We start from the raw sequence: 19,883 nt of genomic DNA on the forward strand, positions 1-19,883 counted from the left end.
AATTATGATCGATTCCTTTCTGAATTATGTCGTATGGGACCCCAATCCAGCTGTATTTTCTGGCTTTGATCGACTGAGGTGGTATAGTCTTTTTTTTGCTATGGGATTTATAATTTCCCAGCAGTTTATGGTTTATTTCTTTCGTAAAGAAGGCCAAAAAGAAGAGCTAGTAGATAAATTAACCATTTATATGGTACTAGCTACCATTATAGGTGCACGCCTTGGTCATGTCTTGTTTTATGAGCCAGAACGCTACTTGAGCAACCCCATTGACATCTTGAAAGTATGGGAAGGGGGCTTGGCATCTCATGGAGCTGCTATTGCGATCTTACTTGCACTTTGGCTTTATGCCAAAAGGACCCCCGGACAAAGCTACCTGTGGATAGTAGATCGAATAGTAATAGTCACAGCAATGACAGGAGCTTTGATTCGCTTTGGAAACTTGATGAATTCAGAAATTGGAGGTAAAGACACACTTTCTGATTCTGGTTTTGTCTATGCCAGGTCAGCAGAAGAAATTTTAGAGTCTCTAAGAGTCCCCATCGAGTCTATCGAAGCTTACAAACCTGATAATAGGGAAAATGAATTACAGGGTAATGGGATTGTACCGGTCAATATTGAAATTCAAATTTCAAAAGGGAACTTCACCTTAGAAAATCTGGAGTCTACTTTACGCAGTGATATTAAATACGCACTGACACAATTTAATTCGACTAAAACCTACTTCGCCGAAGAGCCTGAATCAGAATTACGATTGAATATCATTGAACAGCAGGGCAAGTTCATCGCGACTGTGGAAACCTTTGGCAGAGCAAAATATCCCACTCAGATTTATGAGTCCCTATCTTACTTTGCCATCTTTCTTTTCCTGTTGGCGATATGGTTTAAGTATAAAGAAAAAGTTCCAGAAGGATTACTACTTGGGATTTTCTTGATTACCGTATTTGGAATGCGCTTTGTATGGGAATTCTTAAAAGAGAACCAGGTAGAATTTGAAGATGCGATGAAATACAATATGGGACAAATATTAAGTATTCCTCTAGTGATAGGAGGAGTTTTCCTGGTAATCCGCGCATTGAGAACTAATAAAATTACAACCAAAAGAGCTTAAGGGACAGGATCATGACCATGGCCTCCCCAGGGATGACAGCTCGCGATACGCTTGATTCCAAGCCAACCACCTTTCAATGGCCCATACTTTTGGATAGCTTCTTTCGTATATTGACTGCAGGTAGGTGTATACCGACAAGTAGAAGGAAAAAGGGGTGAAATCGTATATTGATAAACCAAAATGGGAAAGATGGCGATTTTTCGAAATAAGTTTTTAAACATACCGTCGGTAGGCTGTTGTGTATAAATTTAAACCAAAAGTATTGAGACTTAATTCCAATTGAAAATCAGAATTAAACATATCTTAATCTTAGCTTTTCTTGGACTGGGTTTTAGTCACTCAGTGCTTTGGGCTCAGGATACCAGCTATTCGCCTGTGAAAATAGACACACCGGACAGCGTAAAAGTCAATACGATTTTTATCATCGGAAATGAAAAAACCCAAAAAGATATCATTCTAAGAGAACTGGATTTTACAACCGGATTTTATTACGATTGGAGTACCTTCCTTGATATCATTAATTCTGACCAGCAAAAAATCTACAACCTTAGGCTCTTCACTTCAGTGGAAATCACTCCACTACTCACCGGTACAGATGAGGTAGAGGTCTTAATAGCTGTAAAAGAACGCTGGTATGTGGTTCCTTCAGTCATTTTTCAATTGGCCGACAGAAACTTCTCAGAATGGTGGACCAATCAGCAGAGGGATTTTTCCCGAGTAAACTACGGTCTAAGACTCTCTCACTCCAATGTCGGGGGAAGAAATGAAAAATTGAGGTTTTCTGGGCAGCTAGGTTTCACCAAGGCTTTGGATGTCCAATACAGCAAACCTTATATCGATAAAAAACAAAAACATGGATTGGCCGCTCAACTGACATTCTTTGATCAAAAGACCATCCCAATTCGATCAGTAAACAATCGACAGGTTTTTTACTTCAATGAGACAGAAGACGTTCTACGAAAAAATTTCTCAGCTGCCTTAAGATATACCTTCAGAAGAACTTTTTATAATTTTCATTTTTTCACGCTTGGGCATAACAGAACCTGGATCAACCCCGACGTATTAAATGAAAATCCGAACTATTTTCAGCATGATGACAATAGGCTGAATTATTTTTGGGCATCCTATTCCTTTAGACACGATAAGCGAGACAATGTAGCTTATGCTACACAAGGTGAGCTACTGCAGGTAACTGCTACTAAATACGGACTCTTCGCCAATGAAGAAATCGGGGAGGCTGAAGTCACATTGACTGCCAACAAATATTTCAAATTCAGCGAAAAATTTCACTTTACCACAGGATTAACCACCAATTGGTTTTTGAGCTCAAGGCAACCTTATACTTTGGTAAGAGGGATTGGCTATTCACCGAACTTCATTCGCGGTTATGAGCTCAATGTCATAGAAGGACAGCAGCTCTATGTTCACAAGAATAGCTTCAGATGGAAATTTATCGATTGGGCTTTTGATATATCGAGAACCATGCCCCTAGAGGAATTCAGCATCATTCCCTTTCAGTTTTATCTCAGTGCCAATTTTGATCATGGCTATGTTAAAGACCGCAACAATCTCCCTGAAAATGCTGCCTTGACCAATCAGTACCTTTTCGGATACGGTCTGGGAATTGATATGGTCGGACTCTATGATTCCGTTTTCAGGTTCGAATACTCCTTGAATAATACCGGAGGAGCCAATTTCTTTTTCAACATCAAAGCTCCTTTTTGACTAATTATTAGAAATTTCCAAACTGATATTTTCTAATTTTTTCTTTTTTAATTAACTTATAGTTCAACTTTTTACTCAAAGTGATGAAAAAGATAATTTTTTCTTGGCTTTGCTGTTGGGTAATTTTCTACACTCAAGCACAAACAGACCCTTTGACCCAGGTGCATGGGGCCAAAAGTCAGGGTTTGGGCAATTTACGTGTTCAAGGACTTGACATCTGGTCAGTTTTCAACAATATAGGTGCACTTGATCGTCTTGAGCATGGCGGGATAGCCGTTGGTTTTGATCAGAGGTATAATCTTAAGGAACTCAACACCTATAATTTAGCAGCTGCCACTAAAACCAGTAGAGGAACTCTTGGCTTATCCATTTCTAGATTTGGAGGAAAGCTATTCAATCAGCAAACCGTCGGGCTAGGTTTTTCAAACACGCTGGGGATCACATCAATCGGAGTCAAAATGGAGTGGTTTCAAACTCAAATTGAAGGTTTTGGAAGTAGTGGCACTCCTGTAATCTCCTTAGGTGGCATCAGCGAACTGAGCCCTGACTTTTTCATAGGAGCTCATATCACTAACTTGGGAAGAAGTAAAATCAGCAAGCTATCCGAGAGTCGACTACCGACTGCTATTCAACTTGGGGTTCGATATCGTCCTGCACCCTCTGTAAATCTTTACGGAGAAGTAGAAAAAGACATATTACAAGATCCTGTCATAAAAGTGGGTGTAGCATATAATTTCCAAAAATGGCTTCATTTACGAACTGGAATAAATTCGAATCCCTCCAAACTTTTTTTTGGATTTGGCCTCCTCCACGAAAACTTCGCGTTTGATTATTCTCGAGGACAAAACCAAGCATTAGGCAGTACAAATCATTTCAGTTTATCTTATTTATTTCGATGAATCGCTTTGTTTTTATTCTTTGCCTTCTACTTTTTTCCTCAGCTTTTGGACAAAGTCCTCCAAAGGAAGAAGTTGACTTGGATATCCTCATCGAACGGATATTTCCCGTGCAAGATGAAGAGCTGGATTATGAATCCATCTATGAGCTGCTCCTTCAGCTCTATCTTAACCCATTGGATTTAAATCAGGCTAATGCTGAAGAATTACAGCAATTTTCGATTCTAAATCCGCGCCAGATTAATTCTTTACTTTCTTACAGAAACCAATTTGGCCCTTTACTCTCCCTTTATGAATTGCAAGCTATTCCTGGCTTTGACCAAGCGCTGATCAAATCTATTGCACCATTCCTCACGCTACAATCCACAAATCAGCAAAGTAAGCCTTTTTTGAGTCGTCTAGCCTCTGAGGAGCAGAGCTACTTTATCCTTAGGCACAGAAGAATATGGCAAAAGCGGAGAGGCTTCACTCCGCCTGACACTAGCTCTACAGGCCGTATTTCCTCAAGGTACTTAGGTGATCCAAACGACCTTTATCTTCGATTTAGGTCACAGCACGCCAAAGATTTTAGCTTGGGATTCACCTTGGATAAGGACGCCGGAGAGCAATTTATCTGGGACAGATCCACCGCGCGATACGGTTTCAATTTTTTTTCCTTTCATTTTACGCGGTATGAGGTAGGAAAATGGAAAACTATTACAGCAGGAGACTTTCAAGCATCTTTTGGGCAGGGGCTTGTCTTTGGAGCTGGCTACTCCCTGGGGAAAGGAGCCGAGACTGTTCCCACGGTGAGGAGAAGTAGTGTAGGCTTGATCCCCTACACTGCAGCCTTGGAGTTTGGCTACTTTAGAGGTGTTGCTGCCACTAGGAAATTCGGAAACTGGTCAAGTACTATCCTCCTCTCCCACGCCCCCCGAGACGGCCGTGGAGCTGAAGCGTTGGATTCTTTAGCTGCAGAACCTGCCAGAATTAGCTCCTTCAATCAAAGTGGACTTCATCGGACGCCGAGCGAACTATCGACCAAAAATCAATTCAGAGAACAAAGTATAGGATTAAACCTTACTTATACTGCTGCAAATGGGCTCTGGAATAGTGGTGTAAACTTTTTGCATAGCCATTTCGGACAAAACTGGCAGCGTGATCCTCGCCCCTACAATCAATATGAATTTGCCGGAAGAAGCAATCAAATTGGATCTTTTTACGTGAATTGGAATTGGAAAAATTTTAATTTTTTCGGAGAGTCTGCCATTTCAAGATCAGGGGGGAAAGGAATAGTCGCTGGATTTGTCAGCAGTTTAGATCCCAAAATTGACCTTTCATTTCTTTGGAGAAATTACGATCGAAATTTTCACAGTTTCTATGGCAATGCTTTTTCAGAAAATACAAGACCAATTAATGAACGAGGTTCCTACTTAGGAATAGAAATCAGACCTAATAAAAAATGGAAGATCAATGGCTACTATGATTTTTTTCGGTTTCCATGGCTTAAATTCAGAGTATATTCTCCTTCCAATGGATCCGAGTGGCTGGGCAGAGTGAGCTTCCGACCATCGAGAGAGATGACTACATTTATCCAAATTCGTCAGGAGCAAAAATTAAGAAATTCCCCTGATTCTGGTGAACCGCAATTGACATATAATCCCACTTCGGTCAATAAAATAAATGGATTATGGAGTTTTGAATACCAAGTCAACCCTCAATTATATCTTCGGTCGAGAATATTGTGGAGCAGTTTTGAACAAATGAAATCGCGAACTCATGGATTTTTGATATTTCAAGACATCAAGTATGGGGCTAAGAATTGGAAAATCACTGGACGCTATGCACTTTTCGATGCTTTGGAATATGACAATCGCCTTTACGCCTTCGAAAACCATGTACTTTGGACCTTTTCTATTCCTGCACTCTTTGGTCAAGGTCAACGATACTACCTTATAGGAGAAATGGACTTGGGAAGAAAGCTTACCTTGTATTTCCGGTACGCTAAAACTACCTACACCGATAGAAGCCGTATCAGTTCAGGGCTTCAAACCATTGAGGGAAATACCATTTCAGAAACCACAGTTCTTCTTCGGTACCTTTTTAATCGGTAAATTTCCATCAATGGTATCTGTAATAGACCTTTATTTGATAATTTGTCACCAAAGTTGTTCCTATGAAAAAAACACCAACCACTCTCCTTTTTCTCTTTTTGTCTTTTCTGACGGTATATGCGCAGAAAGTGGACTTAAGTTCGCTAGATCAAAAAGAGGGCTTTGTAAATTTCTACCTAGATCATGATAAAGGCAAAATTTACTTAGAAATCGAACAGTTAGAGAATGAATTTCTCTATGTCAACTCCCTTACTGCTGGAGTAGGATCTAATGACTTGGGCTTAGACCGAGGACAATTAGGTAATACCCGAATAGTAGAATTCAGAAGATCTGGAAATAAGGTCTTTTTGGTTCATAAAAATTATGATTTTAGAGCTTATTCAGAAAATGATTATGAGGTGAAATCCGTAAAAGATGCCTTTGCGGAATCGATCCTTTGGGGTTTTGAAATCGTACAAAAAGAGGGAGAAAAGCTTATCGTAGACGCGACAAATTTTTATATGCAGGATGCCCATGGAGTAGCTGAACGTCTCAATCAACGAAGACAAGGAAGCTACCGAACGGATGCTTCTCGATCTGGACTATATTATCCCACTACCAAAAATTTTCCCAAAAACACGGAAGTAGAAGCCACCATCACTTTGACAGGAAATGCAAATGGCGGATTAATTCGCTCAGTCACTCCCAGTCCTGATGCAGTGACCGTACGCATGAGACATTCCTTCATCGAACTCCCAGATGACAACTACAAACCGAGAGCTTTTGACCCAAGAGCAGGATACTTTTCCATCAGCTATATGGATTTTACTACTGCTATCTCTGACCCCATAGTCAAGAGATTCATATCAAGACATCGACTGATCAAGAAAAATCCCACTGCGGCTGTTTCCGAAGTAGAGGAACCTATCATTTATTACTTGGATAGAGGCACACCCGAGCCAGTTGCTACTGCACTCATTGAAGGAGGAAACTGGTGGAATCAAGCCTTTGAAGCAGCAGGCTTCAAAGATGCCTTTAGGGTAGAAATTGCACCCGAAGGAGTAGACCTAATGGACGTGAGATACAATGTAATTCAATGGGTCCATCGATCTACCAGGGGATGGTCTTATGGAAGTAGTGTCAGAGATCCGCGTACAGGTGAAATACTCAAAGGACATGTCTCCTTGGGTTCTCTAAGAGTTCGTCAAGATTATTTAATCGCACAAGGCCTCCTTCAGCCTTTCGAGACTGGAACGGAAGCAGACCCTAAACTTCTGGAATTGGCGCTGGCGAGATTAAGGCAACTTTCAGCCCATGAAATCGGACATACTATCGGTCTTTCTCATAGCTATGCAACTTCCGCCAACGGCCGATCCTCTGTGATGGATTACCCCTACCCAATGATCACTCAAAGTTCAAATGGTGATTTAGACTTAAACAATGCCTACGATGACAAAATAGGGGATTGGGATAAATGGGCCATCAAATACGGATATGGATACCCAGAAAGTGGAGAAACGGAAGAGGAGTTCCTTCAAACTACCCTAGAAAGAACATTTGAAGCAGGACACGAATTCATAACAGACTCAGACTCTAGAGATCCTAGTGGTGTCCATCCAAGGTCACATCTTTGGGACAACGGTGCCTCAGCACCCGATGAACTTATGAGAATGCTAGAATTGAGATCATCTAAACTACAAAGCTTCGGCCTGAATGCTATTCCAAACGGTACTCCAGAGGCTCTTCTAGAGGAAGTTTTGGTCCCTCTATACCTTATGCATCGCTTCCAAGTAGAAGCCACAAGCAAAATCCTTGGGGGCGTAGATTACACATATAAGATCAAAGGAGACAATCAACCTAGACACAACTGGGTAAATGCAGCTGATCAAAGCAAGGCTTTGGATGCTTTGATGTATGCCATTTCACCCGACCAACTTGAGGTGCCTCAGTCCATTCTAGATTTGATTCCTCCAAGACCCTTTGGATATAATAGAAATAGAGAAACGTTTGTTTCGAGAATGGGTCCTGTTTTTGATCCCATTGCTCCTGCAGAAAGCGTTATCGATCTGGCAATGAGCTTAATGCTTGAGACAGGAAGGGTCAATAGAATCTATCTACAGCAATTACAAAATACTGAATTAATGGGCTTGGAGAATTATTTCAAAAAAATAAGCAGCCAAGTATTCGCTGGTACAATGGGCAATGGACTCAAAGGTGAAATTAAATTGATGACAGAGTCAAAATATGTAGATGCTTTAATCGGCCTTTCTAAAGACTCCGGAGCCTCTCAGACAGTAAGAGCCCTGGCGAGATTTCATCTCAAAGAGTTAAAAAACCAAAAAGCACCCACATCACAACCTCTCGCGGCTCATAGAGCCTATCTGAATGAGAAAATAGAGGCTTATTTGTCTTTACCTGAGGAACTCACACTCCAATCTCCTCTGAAAATTCCTGATGGAGCTCCAATAGGTACAGAAATCATGAGTTGTGATTTAGAATTTTAATACCAAGCCGGGAAATTTCCCGGCTTTTTTTCTCCTTAGTTTTTTGATCCTTAAAATTTTGGATCAAACTGAAATCATTTGGGTAAATTTGGAACCGAGTCAGCGATTTGATGTTCTAAAATCATACAGTCAGTTACATTTAATTTCAAAATCATTATCTACTATGAGCAACCCGCTTTTAGCCCCTTTTTCTACCCCTTTTCAAACACCTCCTTTTTCACAAATAAAGACGGCAGATTTTCTTCCTGCCATCAAAGAGTTGATCTCTGAGGCAAAAGCTGAGATCGAACAAATCAAAGCAGAGGCACTTCCAAGTTTCCAAAATACAGTCGAGGCACTCGACAGGTCTGGAAAACAGCTTTCCGTGGTATCAGGAATCTTTTTCAATTTGAATTCCGCGGAGACTAATGATGAAATTCAAAAACTAGCTCGGGAAATTTCTCCTCTTTTAACTTCCTATTCCAACGACATCCTACTTGATCAGTCATTATTCAAAAATGTAGCACAGGTTTTTGATCAGCGCGAACAACTAAACCTTTCAGAGGAGCAGCTGACCCTACTGGAAAAAACTTATAAATCTTTTGTCCGAAATGGAGCCAACTTGGATGAAGAAAAGGCCGGACAGCTACGTGAAATCGATCAAGAACTGGCTCAACTTTCTCTAAAATTTGGAGAAAACGTATTGGCTGAAACCAATCGGTTTGTGCATTTTGTAAAGAATGAGTCAGAGGTCGATGGACTTCCTGAAGGAATAAAAGAAGCCGCTGCACAAACTGCTGAAGAAAAAGGCAAACCTGGTCAATGGGCCTTCACACTAGACTATCCTTCCTACATCCCTGCGATGATGTACTTGAAAAATCGTTCCCTTCGACAATTGCTTTTCAAAGCCTATAACACCAAAGCCTGCAAAGGAGATGAGCTTGACAATCAAGAGGTGATCAAAGCTATTTTAAAATTACGAAACCAACGGGCAAACCTGTTGGGCTACAAAAGCCATTCGGATTTTGTTTTGGAAGAGCGAATGGCCAAAAGTGGACCGTCGGTTTTAGATTTTTTAGAAAATCTTCTTGAAAAAGCCAAACCCAAAGCCAAGAATGAAGTCCGTGAGCTTGAGGCATTCGCCAAGAAACTAGACGCAATTGACCGTCTTGAAAAATGGGATTTTGCTTATTATTCAGAGCTTTTGAAAAAGGAAACTTACGAGTTAGACGACGAACTACTACGTCCCTACTTCCAATTGGAAAAAGTGGTCAATGGGGTCTTTCAGACTGCAGAGAAACTTTATGGTCTCTCCTTCGTCGCAAATCCAGAGATCCCCGTCTATCACGCTGATGTAACAGCCTATGAGGTCAAGGATGAAGCCGGAAAGCACATTGCTGTATTTTATGCAGACTTCTTCCCAAGGTCGGGTAAACGAAATGGAGCTTGGATGACGAGCTATCGATCACAATACAAATTGGGAAATGAAGACTTCCGACCCCATGTTTCTATCGTCTGTAACTTTACCAAACCTACCAAAAGCAAGCCCAGTCTACTCACCTTTAACGAGGTGACTACCCTATTCCACGAGTTTGGACATGCCCTTCACGGCATGCTGGCAGATGGCCGGTATTCTTCCCTTTCTGGCACTAGCGTATATTGGGACTTTGTAGAGCTTCCCTCCCAGATATTTGAAAACTGGTGCTACGAAAAGGAGTGTTTGGATCTTTTTGCACAGCACTATCAGACGGGTGAAAAAATCCCCGAAGAACTGATCGAGAAAATCAAAAAATCCGCAAATTTTCAGCAAGGTTATCAAACGGTAAGACAGATCAGCTTTGGACTTTTGGATATGGCTTATCACAGTCAGAATCCTGATAACATTGAAACCATCGCTAGCTTTGAGAAATCGGTTATGGAAAAGACCGAATTGCTTCCAAGAGTAGAAGGAACTATGATGAGTACTTCATTTTCTCATATTTTCCAGGGAGGATATGCCGCTGGATATTATAGCTACAAATGGGCGGAAGTCTTGGATGCAGATGCTTTTGAGCTTTTCCAAGAAAAAGGAGTTTTTGACAGGGCAACTGCTCAGTCTTTTGCCAAAAACATCCTTTCCTCAGGAGGATCGGTCCATCCAAGCATACTTTATCGGAGATTTAGAGGTAGAGACCCCAAACCAGAGGCATTATTGAGAAGAGCTGGTTTGCTTGCTAAATAGGCTTAAAAATTGCTACTCCCATGTAGTAACCCTACTAAGCCATGACGAAAGAAAGATATATTTTACCTGCTTACCTAAAAGCCTTATCAGTGATGGTTTTTATCATCGTTCTGATTTTTGCTTTGATCGTTGGAAAAGGGCTATTGATCCCTCTCTTCTTGGGAGGTTTCTTTGCTATTTTATTCACCCCGTTAACCAATTGGCTGGAAAGGAGAAAGTTTCCCCGAATTCTCGCGGCGATTTTTTCACTTTTGGCGATGGTTTTATTGGTGGGAGGATTACTTTCCTTTATCATTTCCAATGTTGCCGAATTCACAAGCGACTTTGATAACGTATCAGGAAAGATTTCCAATTATGCTAAACAACTCGATGAATGGAGTCAATCAAGCTTCCAATACGATCCAGAAACTAGAAAAAAGGCGAATACTGAGTACATCAAAAATCTATTGACAGAAAACAGTGGCAGTATTTCGACTTTTGCCATGAATGCAGTAGGCTCCTTATCTGGCTTAGTACTAATCCCTGTATTCATGTTCTTCTTCCTTTTGTATCGCTATCATCTGACAGACATGATGGTTATGATTTATCGGGATTTTGAGCCCGAATTAGTCAAAAAAAGAATTGCCAACTTGAGAAGAGTAATTCAAAACTACATAGTCGGCGTAGGTAAAGTAATGGTGATTTTGGCAGTATTAAACATTATTGTATACACAGTTCTGGGAATTAAGCATGCGATCTTCTTTGGAGTTATCGGTGCTCTTCTGAATATCATTCCTTATGTCGGACCTTTCTTCGGTGTGCTTTTGCCTGTTACCTACTCCTTCCTGACCAAGGACAGCTTATTTTATCCTATAGCAATTTTAGGAGCTTATCAATTAATCCAAATGCTAGAGGGGAATGTTTTGACTCCAAAAATTGTAGGTGGAAATGTGAATTTGAATGCTTTCCTGACCTTTTTAGGTTTATTGGTAGGTGGAACCATATGGGGTGTGGCAGGTATGATACTCGTGATTCCGGCAATGGCAATATTGAGAGAAATTTTCGAGTTAAGTGAAACCACTAAACCTTATGCCTTACTTTTGGGCGAAGAAAAAAAAGAATCAGAAAATGATGAGGATAAACCTGAAAAAGAGTAGCCACTTACTGAGTAATGTCCTTTTATTTTCCTTAATCCTCTTCATCTCCTGCGATAGCATTGAGGATAAGAAGGGACGTTTTTTACTCAAAGGAAATGAAAAATTAGATGAAAACGATCCTAAAACAGCCATTGGCTTTTATCAAGAAGCACTAGAACTTGACTCAACTTATGCCGACGCTTGGTACAATAAAGCTATTAGTCATATACAGCTAAACCAACTTCAGGAAGCAATAGAAGATTTCGGCCAAGCTATTCGCCATCAGCCCAATTACTGGGAAGCCCACTTCCAAAGAGGTTTAGCCTATTTGGACAATGGAGAATTCTACAAGGCAAGGGAAGATGCCGTATTCCTTACACAAAATGAACCTGAATTCTGGAAAGGATACTTTTTAGCAGGCTTGGCCTTCGAAAAACTAAAAGACTATCCACAGTCCTTGTCTTCCTTTTCGAAAGCAGTGGAGCTAGATCCCGAAAACTCAGATCTTCTAGTCAATCAAGCTACCATCTATTATTACCTTAAGGATTTGGAAACGGCTTCAAAAATCCTTGTCACAGCAGAAGAAGTCAACCCTTTTGAAGCCAATCTCTACAACCTACGATCTATGATAGAATTTGATCAGGGAGACTATAAAAAAGCTCTAGAAAGCGTAGAAAAAGCGATAACGCTGAATAACAGGCAGCCCTATTTCTACAACAATAAGGGACTTTATTTACTTTATCTTGATGATTTGGAAGGTGGATTAGAGTTGATCAATCAGTCTTTAAGAATGGACGATTCCAATCTCTATGCGTTGAGAAATAAGGGCATTTACTATGTCATGACAGGAGACAAATTATCAGCCTTGTCTTTTCTGAAGGATTTAAATGAAAACTATCCAGATTTGGAACTTGTCACTGAATACTATCAGAAGGCTCAAGCGCTCTGATTCTTAAGATAGATTACCTCTCGAATCTTTTTTAACAATTCGGCTGCATCAATCGGTTTGGCTACAAAGCCATCAAAGCCACAGGCTTCGATTTGTTCCATAATCTCCAGTTTGGCTGCGGCAGTAAGCGCCAATACTGGTATGGATGAAAACTCTTTAATCGCTTTGGTGGCTTCAAAACCATCCATGACAGGCATTTGAATGTCCATCAAAACACAGTCGTAGTTTCCATTTTTCATGGCATCGACAGCTTCCTGACCGTTCTTTACTCGTTCAAAAGTATAACCCCATTTCTTGATGATTTTACCCAAAACCAACGCATTCACATCATTATCCTCGGCCATCAGCAGGTGTAGAGAAGAAAAATCCATCGACTGAAAAGAATTATTGGACGAACTTTCACCCGAGGCTGTTTTTACTACATCAAAATTTAAATCAAAATAGAAAGTACTTCCTACTCCCTCTGCTGACTGTAGACCTATAGATCCCCCCATGAGGTTGAGTAGCTTGCGTGTGATAGATAGGCCTAAACCTGTTCCTCCATATTTTGCACTAAAGGTAGGCTTCACCTGATCAAAATCATTAAAAATTCGCTCTTGATGCTCAGGTGCTATTCCTATCCCTGTGTCCCTTACTTCAAAATAGACATTAACTTTTTCACCTTCTTTTTCTTCAATTTTCACACTGACATCGACATCGCCTTCTTTTGTGAACTTCAGTGCATTAGTGATCAGATTGTTCAATACTTGAGAAAGCCGTGTCTTATCCCCCTTCACTGTCACGTCAAGTCCAGGTGATAGGTGAAGCTCAAGTTTATTTTTACTGTCTTTAGCATGAAAAGAAAGGCCTTTGATCACTTGTTCTACCAATTCTTTCAAATTAAAAGGAGCGCTTTCTATCGTGAGTTTTCCTGCTTCGATTTTCTGGAAATCCAGTAAGTCATTGATCATGATGATCAAATTATCTACAGCAAAATTGATCGTATTCAAAGCGCCAAGCTGTTGATCAGTAGGCTTTTCTTGTCGCAAGGAATAGACAGAACCCGATATCGCATTGAGAGGCGTTCGGAGCTCATGACTAATCATGGACAGGAAATCAGACTTAATCTGACTTGCTTTTTCAGCTGTTTTACGAGCTTCATCAAGTTTGGATTCAAACTCTTTCTGATGGCTGATGTCCGTGAGGTAACCGTACCAGACCATGTCTCCATTTTCTAAGCTTTGTGGACGGGCAGCACCCAATATCCACCGATATCCGCTAGGGTCAGCTCCATTTTTCACTCTAAACTGACATTGCCAAGGTTCCAGTTTTTTGGCAGAAGCCACAGAACTCATGATCAATTGGGGCAAATCCAAAGGGTGAACCTTGGAAATGGCTATGGAAATATCTGAAAACTGAGCCAGCTCTTCTTCTTTAAGGCCAAGAACTGATCCAATACCTTTAGAAAGGAATGAAAAATTCATTTTACCCTGCTCATCCAATACCAATTGGTAAAGGCCTCCGGGAACCTGCTCTGTAAGATTCATCAAAAAATTACTGTTCTCTTCTAATGACTTCTCCAGAGAAACTTTCTCAGAAATATTTCTAAATGATAAAAATATAAAAGTCCCCTCTTCATCGATGTATCGATTAGCAGAAACTTCTATCGTATGTACACGGCCCAAATCATTGTGAACTTCGCTCAAAAAGTGCGTCGTATTTGATTCTTCAAGGGTAGACTGAATCCAGGATTTCCATTCCTGATTAGAGCTTAGAAAAGACTCCAAATCTTTTAAATGGGTAATCTTTTGGTTAGAAGGCAAGTCAAAAAGCCTCCTAGCTTCTTGATTACAAAGATAGATTTCACCGTCACCTCGGGAAATAATAACCGGCTCAGGAGCATTTAAAATCAGGTTTTCATGAAGCCTACCCTTAGACTCCAAAGCTTTGAGGGGTCTTTCGTCCCAGAGTATTCCTACCCAGATGGAAAGTTCATCTAAGTCTAATTTAAGTTTTTCACCCGAAACTTTAAGTTCCTCTCCATTCAAATAGATGCCCTCAGCAGAAATCTTATTTTCTAGAATTGCATTTTTTATTTGAATTGAAATTTCGCTTTGGTCAAGACCATTAAAGAAATTTCCCTCTTCAGTGTCCCAAATTAGCCGATCAGTTTTTTCGTCAAATTCCCAGGAGATTCCATTTCCGAGTGAAGAAAAGCTTTTTAGTGCCTTTTCACGTCCTTTGCGTACAAGTTCTGAATTTGCACGATCAGACACATCTCTACCCAGTATAAAAAATCGATCTTCGGTAAATTGCACCGAGCAGTCTAAGTGTTTGAATTGACCATCTTTAGCTTTGAATCGAAACCTTACAAATGAAAGATTACCTTCTCCCCCTTTTGATTTCCAAATCGGTTTAAGGATATTCAAATCCTCCTCGTGTATAAAGCTACAAAGTGATGTGTTCTGAAGAAAGCTAGACTCATATCCCAAAATAGGCAAGGAAGCATGATTCACATAGGTCAGAAAATCATGCTGTCCTACCGCAATCAGATCAAGTGAAGATTTAAAAAAGTGTTGAACATCTTTTTTGGGAGGCAACCCATTCATTCGAATTTCTTTCCCCTTGTAAAAAAGGTAATAACTCCCCGAATGGTCTGAAGGCAACTCCAATTTGAACCCAAATTCCCTCCCCTCATAATTCAGTATCAATTCCTCTTTGAAAATATAAGCATTGATATCCAAGCCTAAACCGACAAGCGTTCTTTCTTTGAGGTTTTGTCCTATCTTTTCCTCAAAGGTTTCATTACCATAAAAAATGCTGTACGGAAAAGTATCATCCGCAAGAAAAACCATTTCCGATGACTCGTAAATGATCTTTTTAAAAGTACTATTGATACCCCTATCTTGCATTAAATGATGATTGCGTTTCTAGTTTTGGATGATAAAATAAAAGGAATACTCAGTCCTTTTATTTATTTTCGTAAACATACAGCAATTTGTATTTCATAACAAGTTTTTTACTTTTCAAATAATTAAAAATGCATAAAAAAATCAAAAAACTTTCAATTTTACGTCCCTCGCGTACCCAAAGAGGCTTTCACTTACCCATTTTCAATCAAAGAAAACTTTCTGAGCACTATCTAGCCTAAAAATTATAAAAATAGCTGATCTTAGGCCATAGTCTTGTCCTAAAATTATTGTTGAAAAAACCGTCTGTCCGGTAATCAATGGCATATTCTAATTTTTGATTCTTTGCATAGAGTTTACCATAGGATAAAACCAATCGATTTTCGAGATTGAACTCTCCTCCCTGAAGACTGAAAATAGGTTCATTTGAGATCAGCAAATACCCCTCTCCCGGGTCCAAAGTGGAACCGTTGAGCGGAAATTCTGAGGCCAGGCGATACCTAAACCTTACCTCGACTGACTCACCTCTGGTAAAAGTCTGGTCAGTTCTCATACGGTGAGCTATACGAAGTCCGCGCAGCCGATTTAAAAATGCGAACTGCTGTACCAGCCGATTCCCGTTCGCACCATCTTGAATTCTATGAAACACCCCCAACGCCATACTTTGGGTGGCATTGAGTTTCCAATCGTGAAACAACATAAAATCAGTTCTGTAATGATCAAACTGAGGGCGTTCTGTGAGTCTATTGTCAAAAATCACGTGCTGATTTTCCACTTTAAAATTGAGTTTATTGGAATTTGGGAGGCTTTTGGTAAAAGACACCTCCGGGAAAAATCCTGTAAAAAAGGTGTTTTTATCCTGTGCAAACCCTTCAAAACAAAACAGAAAAAGCAAAAAACTTATAATTCTTCTTTTCATGTGTTTATAATTTGATTTTTAATGGCCACATGGAATCTTCGCAAGCATTATAATCATACCAGTGTGTGACGGCTACGTCATGCTCGATTTCATGTGTCTATAATTGTCTTTTAGCGGTCATAACTTGTCCCGAGTATCGGGATAGCCTGTCCCGAACTTGATTCGGGAGAATCTCGTAATTATAATCATCCCGGTGTGTGACGGGTACGTCATGCTCGATTTCATGTGTTTATAATTTGATTTTTAATGGCCACTACCTGTCCCGAAAATCGGGATGGAATCTCGCACATTTTACATTCATGCTTCTGTGTGTCGTTTGCGTCGTGCTCGATTTCATGTGTTTATAATTTGATTTTTAATGGCCACAAGGAATCTTCGCAAGCATTCCCCAATCCATCGGGGCATACCACTGTGTGTCGCTTTGGGTCATGCTCGATTTCATCAAAAAATCAAATTATCAGTAATTCGTATTTCTATTTTCCGCTTAGAAATAAATCTCCCCTCCTGATCAAAAGTACCTTCCCATATTTCCTCACTTCCATCATTTGGTTTTGCTCTGTATTCAATTTCATACCTTGTAGTAATCCCCTCCTTCTCAGATTCATCAAAAAAATCCTCTAAATCATCTGGATCACCGGTATACTGGATTTGGATTTTTTCAATTTTAAAAGACTGGTAATTTCCTTTAAAATAAGCCTGAAGATTCTTATTCACATGCTCAGAAAGTTCTGACTCGTCCATCTCTATTTCCACATCCTCAATCATTCCCAAAGAATCAAACTCTACGCTGTAAAACCTCTTCTTTAAGTAGAATTTTGCCTCATATGAAAATCCAGTTTCGAAAAACTCCTTATACCATTTTGGCTTTTTTATAGTCTCAAAGGCATCCTCTAACCAAATCACCGCTTCCTCGGGCACATCTCTTTGATTCACCCTTATTTCCCGCTCGATTTTCACCTGAGCATGAGCTTGAACGATTATTATAAAACTGAATAGGGTAATGTAGAAACATCTCATCTTTAGTATCAATCTCAGACTGTTATAATTCTTGTGGCAAATAAACATGATTCCACCTTTTCATATGGTTTCGATATATCAATAGTTTTAAAGCTAAAACGAAAAAAAACCGCAGCCGGTTTGGCTGCGGTTTATATTTACTAGACAAAGGAAATTAAACTCCTGCTTTGATCAAATTCAACGCAGAACCAGCTTTAAACCATTCAATTTGTCCCTGATTGTAGGTGTGATTCACCTCAATCGTATCCGTACTACCATCTGCATGATGTAGAACTACTTGCAGCGGCTTTCCCGGTGCGAAGGACTCTAGTCCTATAATATCAATGACATCATCCTCTAAGACCTTATCATAGTCGGCAGGATTAGCAAAGGTCAGACCCAGCATGCCTTGCTTTTTTAAATTGGTCTCATGGATTCTAGCAAAGGATTTTACCAAAATCGCGCGAACGCCCAGGAATCTTGGTTCCATGGCTGCATGCTCACGAGATGACCCTTCTCCATAGTTTTCATCACCAACCACTACAGTACCTATTCCCATCTGCTTGTAATGTCGCTGAGTAGCGGGAACTTCTCCGTACTCACCTGTAAGTTGGTTTTTAACTTTGTTGGTCTCATCGTTAAAGGCATTGACCGCACCTATGAGCATATTATTGGAGATATTATCCAAATGCCCACGGAAACGAAGCCAAGGTCCTGCCATAGAAATATGGTCAGTAGTACATTTTCCTTTCGCTTTAATCAATAACTTTAGGCCTTTGAGGTCGGTACCCTCCCAAGCAGGGAAAGATTCCAAAAGCTGCAAACGCTCAGAATCTGTATCCACGATCACATCGACTGTAGAGCCATCCTCTGCGGGTGCCTGATAGCCGGCATCCTCTACAGCAAATCCTTTGGTAGGTAATTCGAGACCTTGAGGCTCATCTAACTTTACTGCCTGACCCTCCTCGTTTAGAAGGGTATCTGTAAGCGGGTTGAATGTCAGATCGCCAGCAATCGCCAAAGCAGTTACAATCTCGGGAGAAGCTACAAAAGCATGAGTATTTGGATTTCCATCAGCCCTTTTAGCAAAGTTTCTATTGAAAGATGTAATGATGGAATTTTTCTCTTGCTTATCGGCTCCATGACGGGCCCATTGACCGATACAAGGTCCACAAGCATTAGCAAGGACAACCCCTCCCATTTTTCCGAATGTGTCTAGGAATCCATCTCTATCCACCGTGTAGCGCACTTGCTCCGAACCCGGTGTAATGGTGTATTCTGATTTTGCTGTCAATTTCTTATCTACTGCTTGCTGAGCTAATGAAGCTGCTCTTGAGATATCCTCATAAGAAGAGTTGGTACATGAGCCGATCAATCCTACCTCAAGCTTTGCAGGCCATCCATTTTCTTTCACGGCAGCTGCAAATTTCGAAATTGGCCAAGCCAAATCCGGAGTAAATGGACCATTTACATGAGGCTCAAGCTCAGAGAGGTTGATTTCAATCACTTGATCAAAATAGCTTTCAGGATTAGCATAAACCTCATCGTCTCCAGTCAAATGCGCTGCAATGCCATTAGCTAAGGCTGCAATGTCAGCTCTTCCTGTGCCTTCTAAGTATGCCGCAGACTTCTCGTCATATCCAAAAATTGAAGTGGTAGCACCTATTTCAGCTCCCATATTACAAATGGTTCCTTTTCCGGTTGCTGAAAGAGATCTTGCCCCTTCACCAAAATATTCGACTACTGCACCTGTACCACCCTTCACGGTGAGTATACCTGCAACTTTCAAAATCACATCTTTGGCTGCCGTCCAGCCTGACATTTTACCAGTAAGCTTCACACCGATGAGTTTTGGGAACTTCAGCTCCCAAGGTAAACCTGCCATCACATCACAGGCATCTGCTCCACCTACTCCGATCGCGATCATTCCAAGACCACCGGCATTCGGTGTATGAGAATCAGTACCTATCATCATTCCTCCAGGAAAGGCGTAGTTTTCTAATACTACTTGGTGAATAATACCTGCCCCCGGCTTCCAAAATCCAATCCCGTATTTATTAGAAACTGAAGCCAAAAAGTCATATACTTCTCTATTCTTGTCTTTTGCTTTGGTAAGATCCTTCACCGCACCCACCTCAGCTTGAATCAAGTGATCGCAGTGCACCGTAGAGGGAACCGCCACTTGATCTCTGCCTGCCTGCATAAACTGTAAAAGAGCCATCTGAGCAGTAGCATCTTGCATAGCCACTCGATCAGGCTTGAAATCCACATAGGATTTTCCTCTTTCAAAAGCTTCAGAAGCTGCTCCTTCGGAAAGGTGGGAATAAAGGATTTTCTCTGTCAAGGTCAAAGGTCTACCCACTGCCTTGCGGGCAGCGGCGATTCGCTCAGGAAAGCGGGCATATACCGCCTTGATCATTTCTATATCAAAAGCCATTTTATTGGATTTAGGTGAGTAAAAGATTCAAAATTTTGGTGCAAATATAGAAATTTAGTCCCAAAATCAGT

At 40.6% G+C, this 19,883-nt stretch carries 13 protein-coding genes; 8 read left to right on the forward strand and 5 right to left on the reverse strand.

Annotated features, from left to right (window positions below; all coding sequences use genetic code 11):
• The first annotated feature begins 4 nt into the window (after positions 1-4).
• The gene (locus BLQ57_RS09605) at positions 5-1,111 is read left to right on the forward strand and encodes a prolipoprotein diacylglyceryl transferase (RefSeq protein WP_087939097.1); all 1,107 of its coding nucleotides are present in this window, start codon (positions 5-7) and stop codon (positions 1,109-1,111) included.
• Here the strand turns inward: BLQ57_RS09605 and yidD are convergent.
• On the reverse strand, positions 1,108-1,332 hold the full coding sequence (yidD, locus tag BLQ57_RS09610) for a membrane protein insertion efficiency factor YidD (protein WP_087939096.1): 225 nt from the start codon (positions 1,330-1,332) through the stop codon (positions 1,108-1,110). The two genes, BLQ57_RS09605 and yidD, sit on opposite strands and share 4 nt — an antisense overlap.
• A gap of 58 nt (positions 1,333-1,390) precedes the next feature.
• On the opposite strand from yidD, the gene BLQ57_RS09615 reads away from it, so the two are divergent.
• The 7 genes from BLQ57_RS09615 (at position 1,391) to BLQ57_RS09645 (ending at position 12,572) form a co-directional block, all read left to right on the forward strand.
• The gene (locus BLQ57_RS09615; RefSeq protein ID WP_240507783.1) at positions 1,391-2,836 is read left to right on the forward strand and encodes a POTRA domain-containing protein; all 1,446 of its coding nucleotides are present in this window, start codon (positions 1,391-1,393) and stop codon (positions 2,834-2,836) included.
• A gap of 83 nt (positions 2,837-2,919) precedes the next feature.
• Entirely contained in the window at positions 2,920-3,735 is an 816-nt protein-coding gene (locus BLQ57_RS09620) for a PorV/PorQ family protein (RefSeq protein WP_087939095.1), read from the forward strand.
• Positions 3,732-5,825 (forward strand): helix-hairpin-helix domain-containing protein, encoded by a 2,094-nt coding sequence (locus BLQ57_RS09625; RefSeq protein ID WP_087939094.1) that lies wholly within the window; start codon positions 3,732-3,734, stop codon positions 5,823-5,825. The genes BLQ57_RS09620 and BLQ57_RS09625 overlap by 4 nt, the downstream gene beginning before the upstream one ends.
• A 62-nt stretch (positions 5,826-5,887) precedes the next feature.
• Positions 5,888-8,308, forward strand: a complete 2,421-nt coding sequence (locus BLQ57_RS09630) for a zinc-dependent metalloprotease (RefSeq protein WP_087939093.1) — start codon at positions 5,888-5,890, stop codon at positions 8,306-8,308.
• Positions 8,309-8,471: 163 nt separating this feature from the next.
• Positions 8,472-10,508 (forward strand): M3 family metallopeptidase, encoded by a 2,037-nt coding sequence (locus BLQ57_RS09635; protein ID WP_087939120.1) that lies wholly within the window; start codon positions 8,472-8,474, stop codon positions 10,506-10,508.
• A gap of 41 nt (positions 10,509-10,549) precedes the next feature.
• Positions 10,550-11,644: an AI-2E family transporter gene (locus BLQ57_RS09640; RefSeq protein WP_087939092.1), complete on the forward strand. Its 1,095-nt coding sequence runs from the start codon at positions 10,550-10,552 to the stop codon at positions 11,642-11,644.
• Entirely contained in the window at positions 11,616-12,572 is a 957-nt protein-coding gene (locus BLQ57_RS09645; RefSeq protein WP_087939091.1) for a tetratricopeptide repeat protein, read from the forward strand. The genes BLQ57_RS09640 and BLQ57_RS09645 overlap by 29 nt, the downstream gene beginning before the upstream one ends.
• On the opposite strand, the gene BLQ57_RS09650 is transcribed toward BLQ57_RS09645, so the two are convergent.
• The 4 genes from BLQ57_RS09650 to BLQ57_RS09665 all read right to left on the reverse strand — a co-directional run bounded on the left by BLQ57_RS09650 (position 12,560) and on the right by BLQ57_RS09665 (position 19,812).
• Positions 12,560-15,463: an ATP-binding protein gene (locus BLQ57_RS09650; protein WP_087939090.1), complete on the reverse strand. Its 2,904-nt coding sequence runs from the start codon at positions 15,461-15,463 to the stop codon at positions 12,560-12,562. The genes BLQ57_RS09645 and BLQ57_RS09650 overlap by 13 nt on opposite strands.
• A 235-nt stretch (positions 15,464-15,698) precedes the next feature.
• Positions 15,699-16,379, reverse strand: a complete 681-nt coding sequence (locus BLQ57_RS09655; protein ID WP_087939089.1) for a DUF2490 domain-containing protein — start codon at positions 16,377-16,379, stop codon at positions 15,699-15,701.
• A 441-nt stretch (positions 16,380-16,820) separates the two neighbouring features.
• Positions 16,821-17,396: a hypothetical protein gene (locus BLQ57_RS09660; RefSeq protein WP_139162705.1), complete on the reverse strand. Its 576-nt coding sequence runs from the start codon at positions 17,394-17,396 to the stop codon at positions 16,821-16,823.
• Between the two features lie 154 nt (positions 17,397-17,550).
• Positions 17,551-19,812: an aconitate hydratase gene (locus tag BLQ57_RS09665; protein ID WP_087939087.1), complete on the reverse strand. Its 2,262-nt coding sequence runs from the start codon at positions 19,810-19,812 to the stop codon at positions 17,551-17,553.
• Positions 19,813-19,883 lie beyond the last annotated feature (71 nt).

It is taken from the genome of Algoriphagus faecimaris, assembly GCF_900101705.1.
GTDB lineage: Bacteria > Bacteroidota > Bacteroidia > Cytophagales > Cyclobacteriaceae > Algoriphagus > Algoriphagus faecimaris.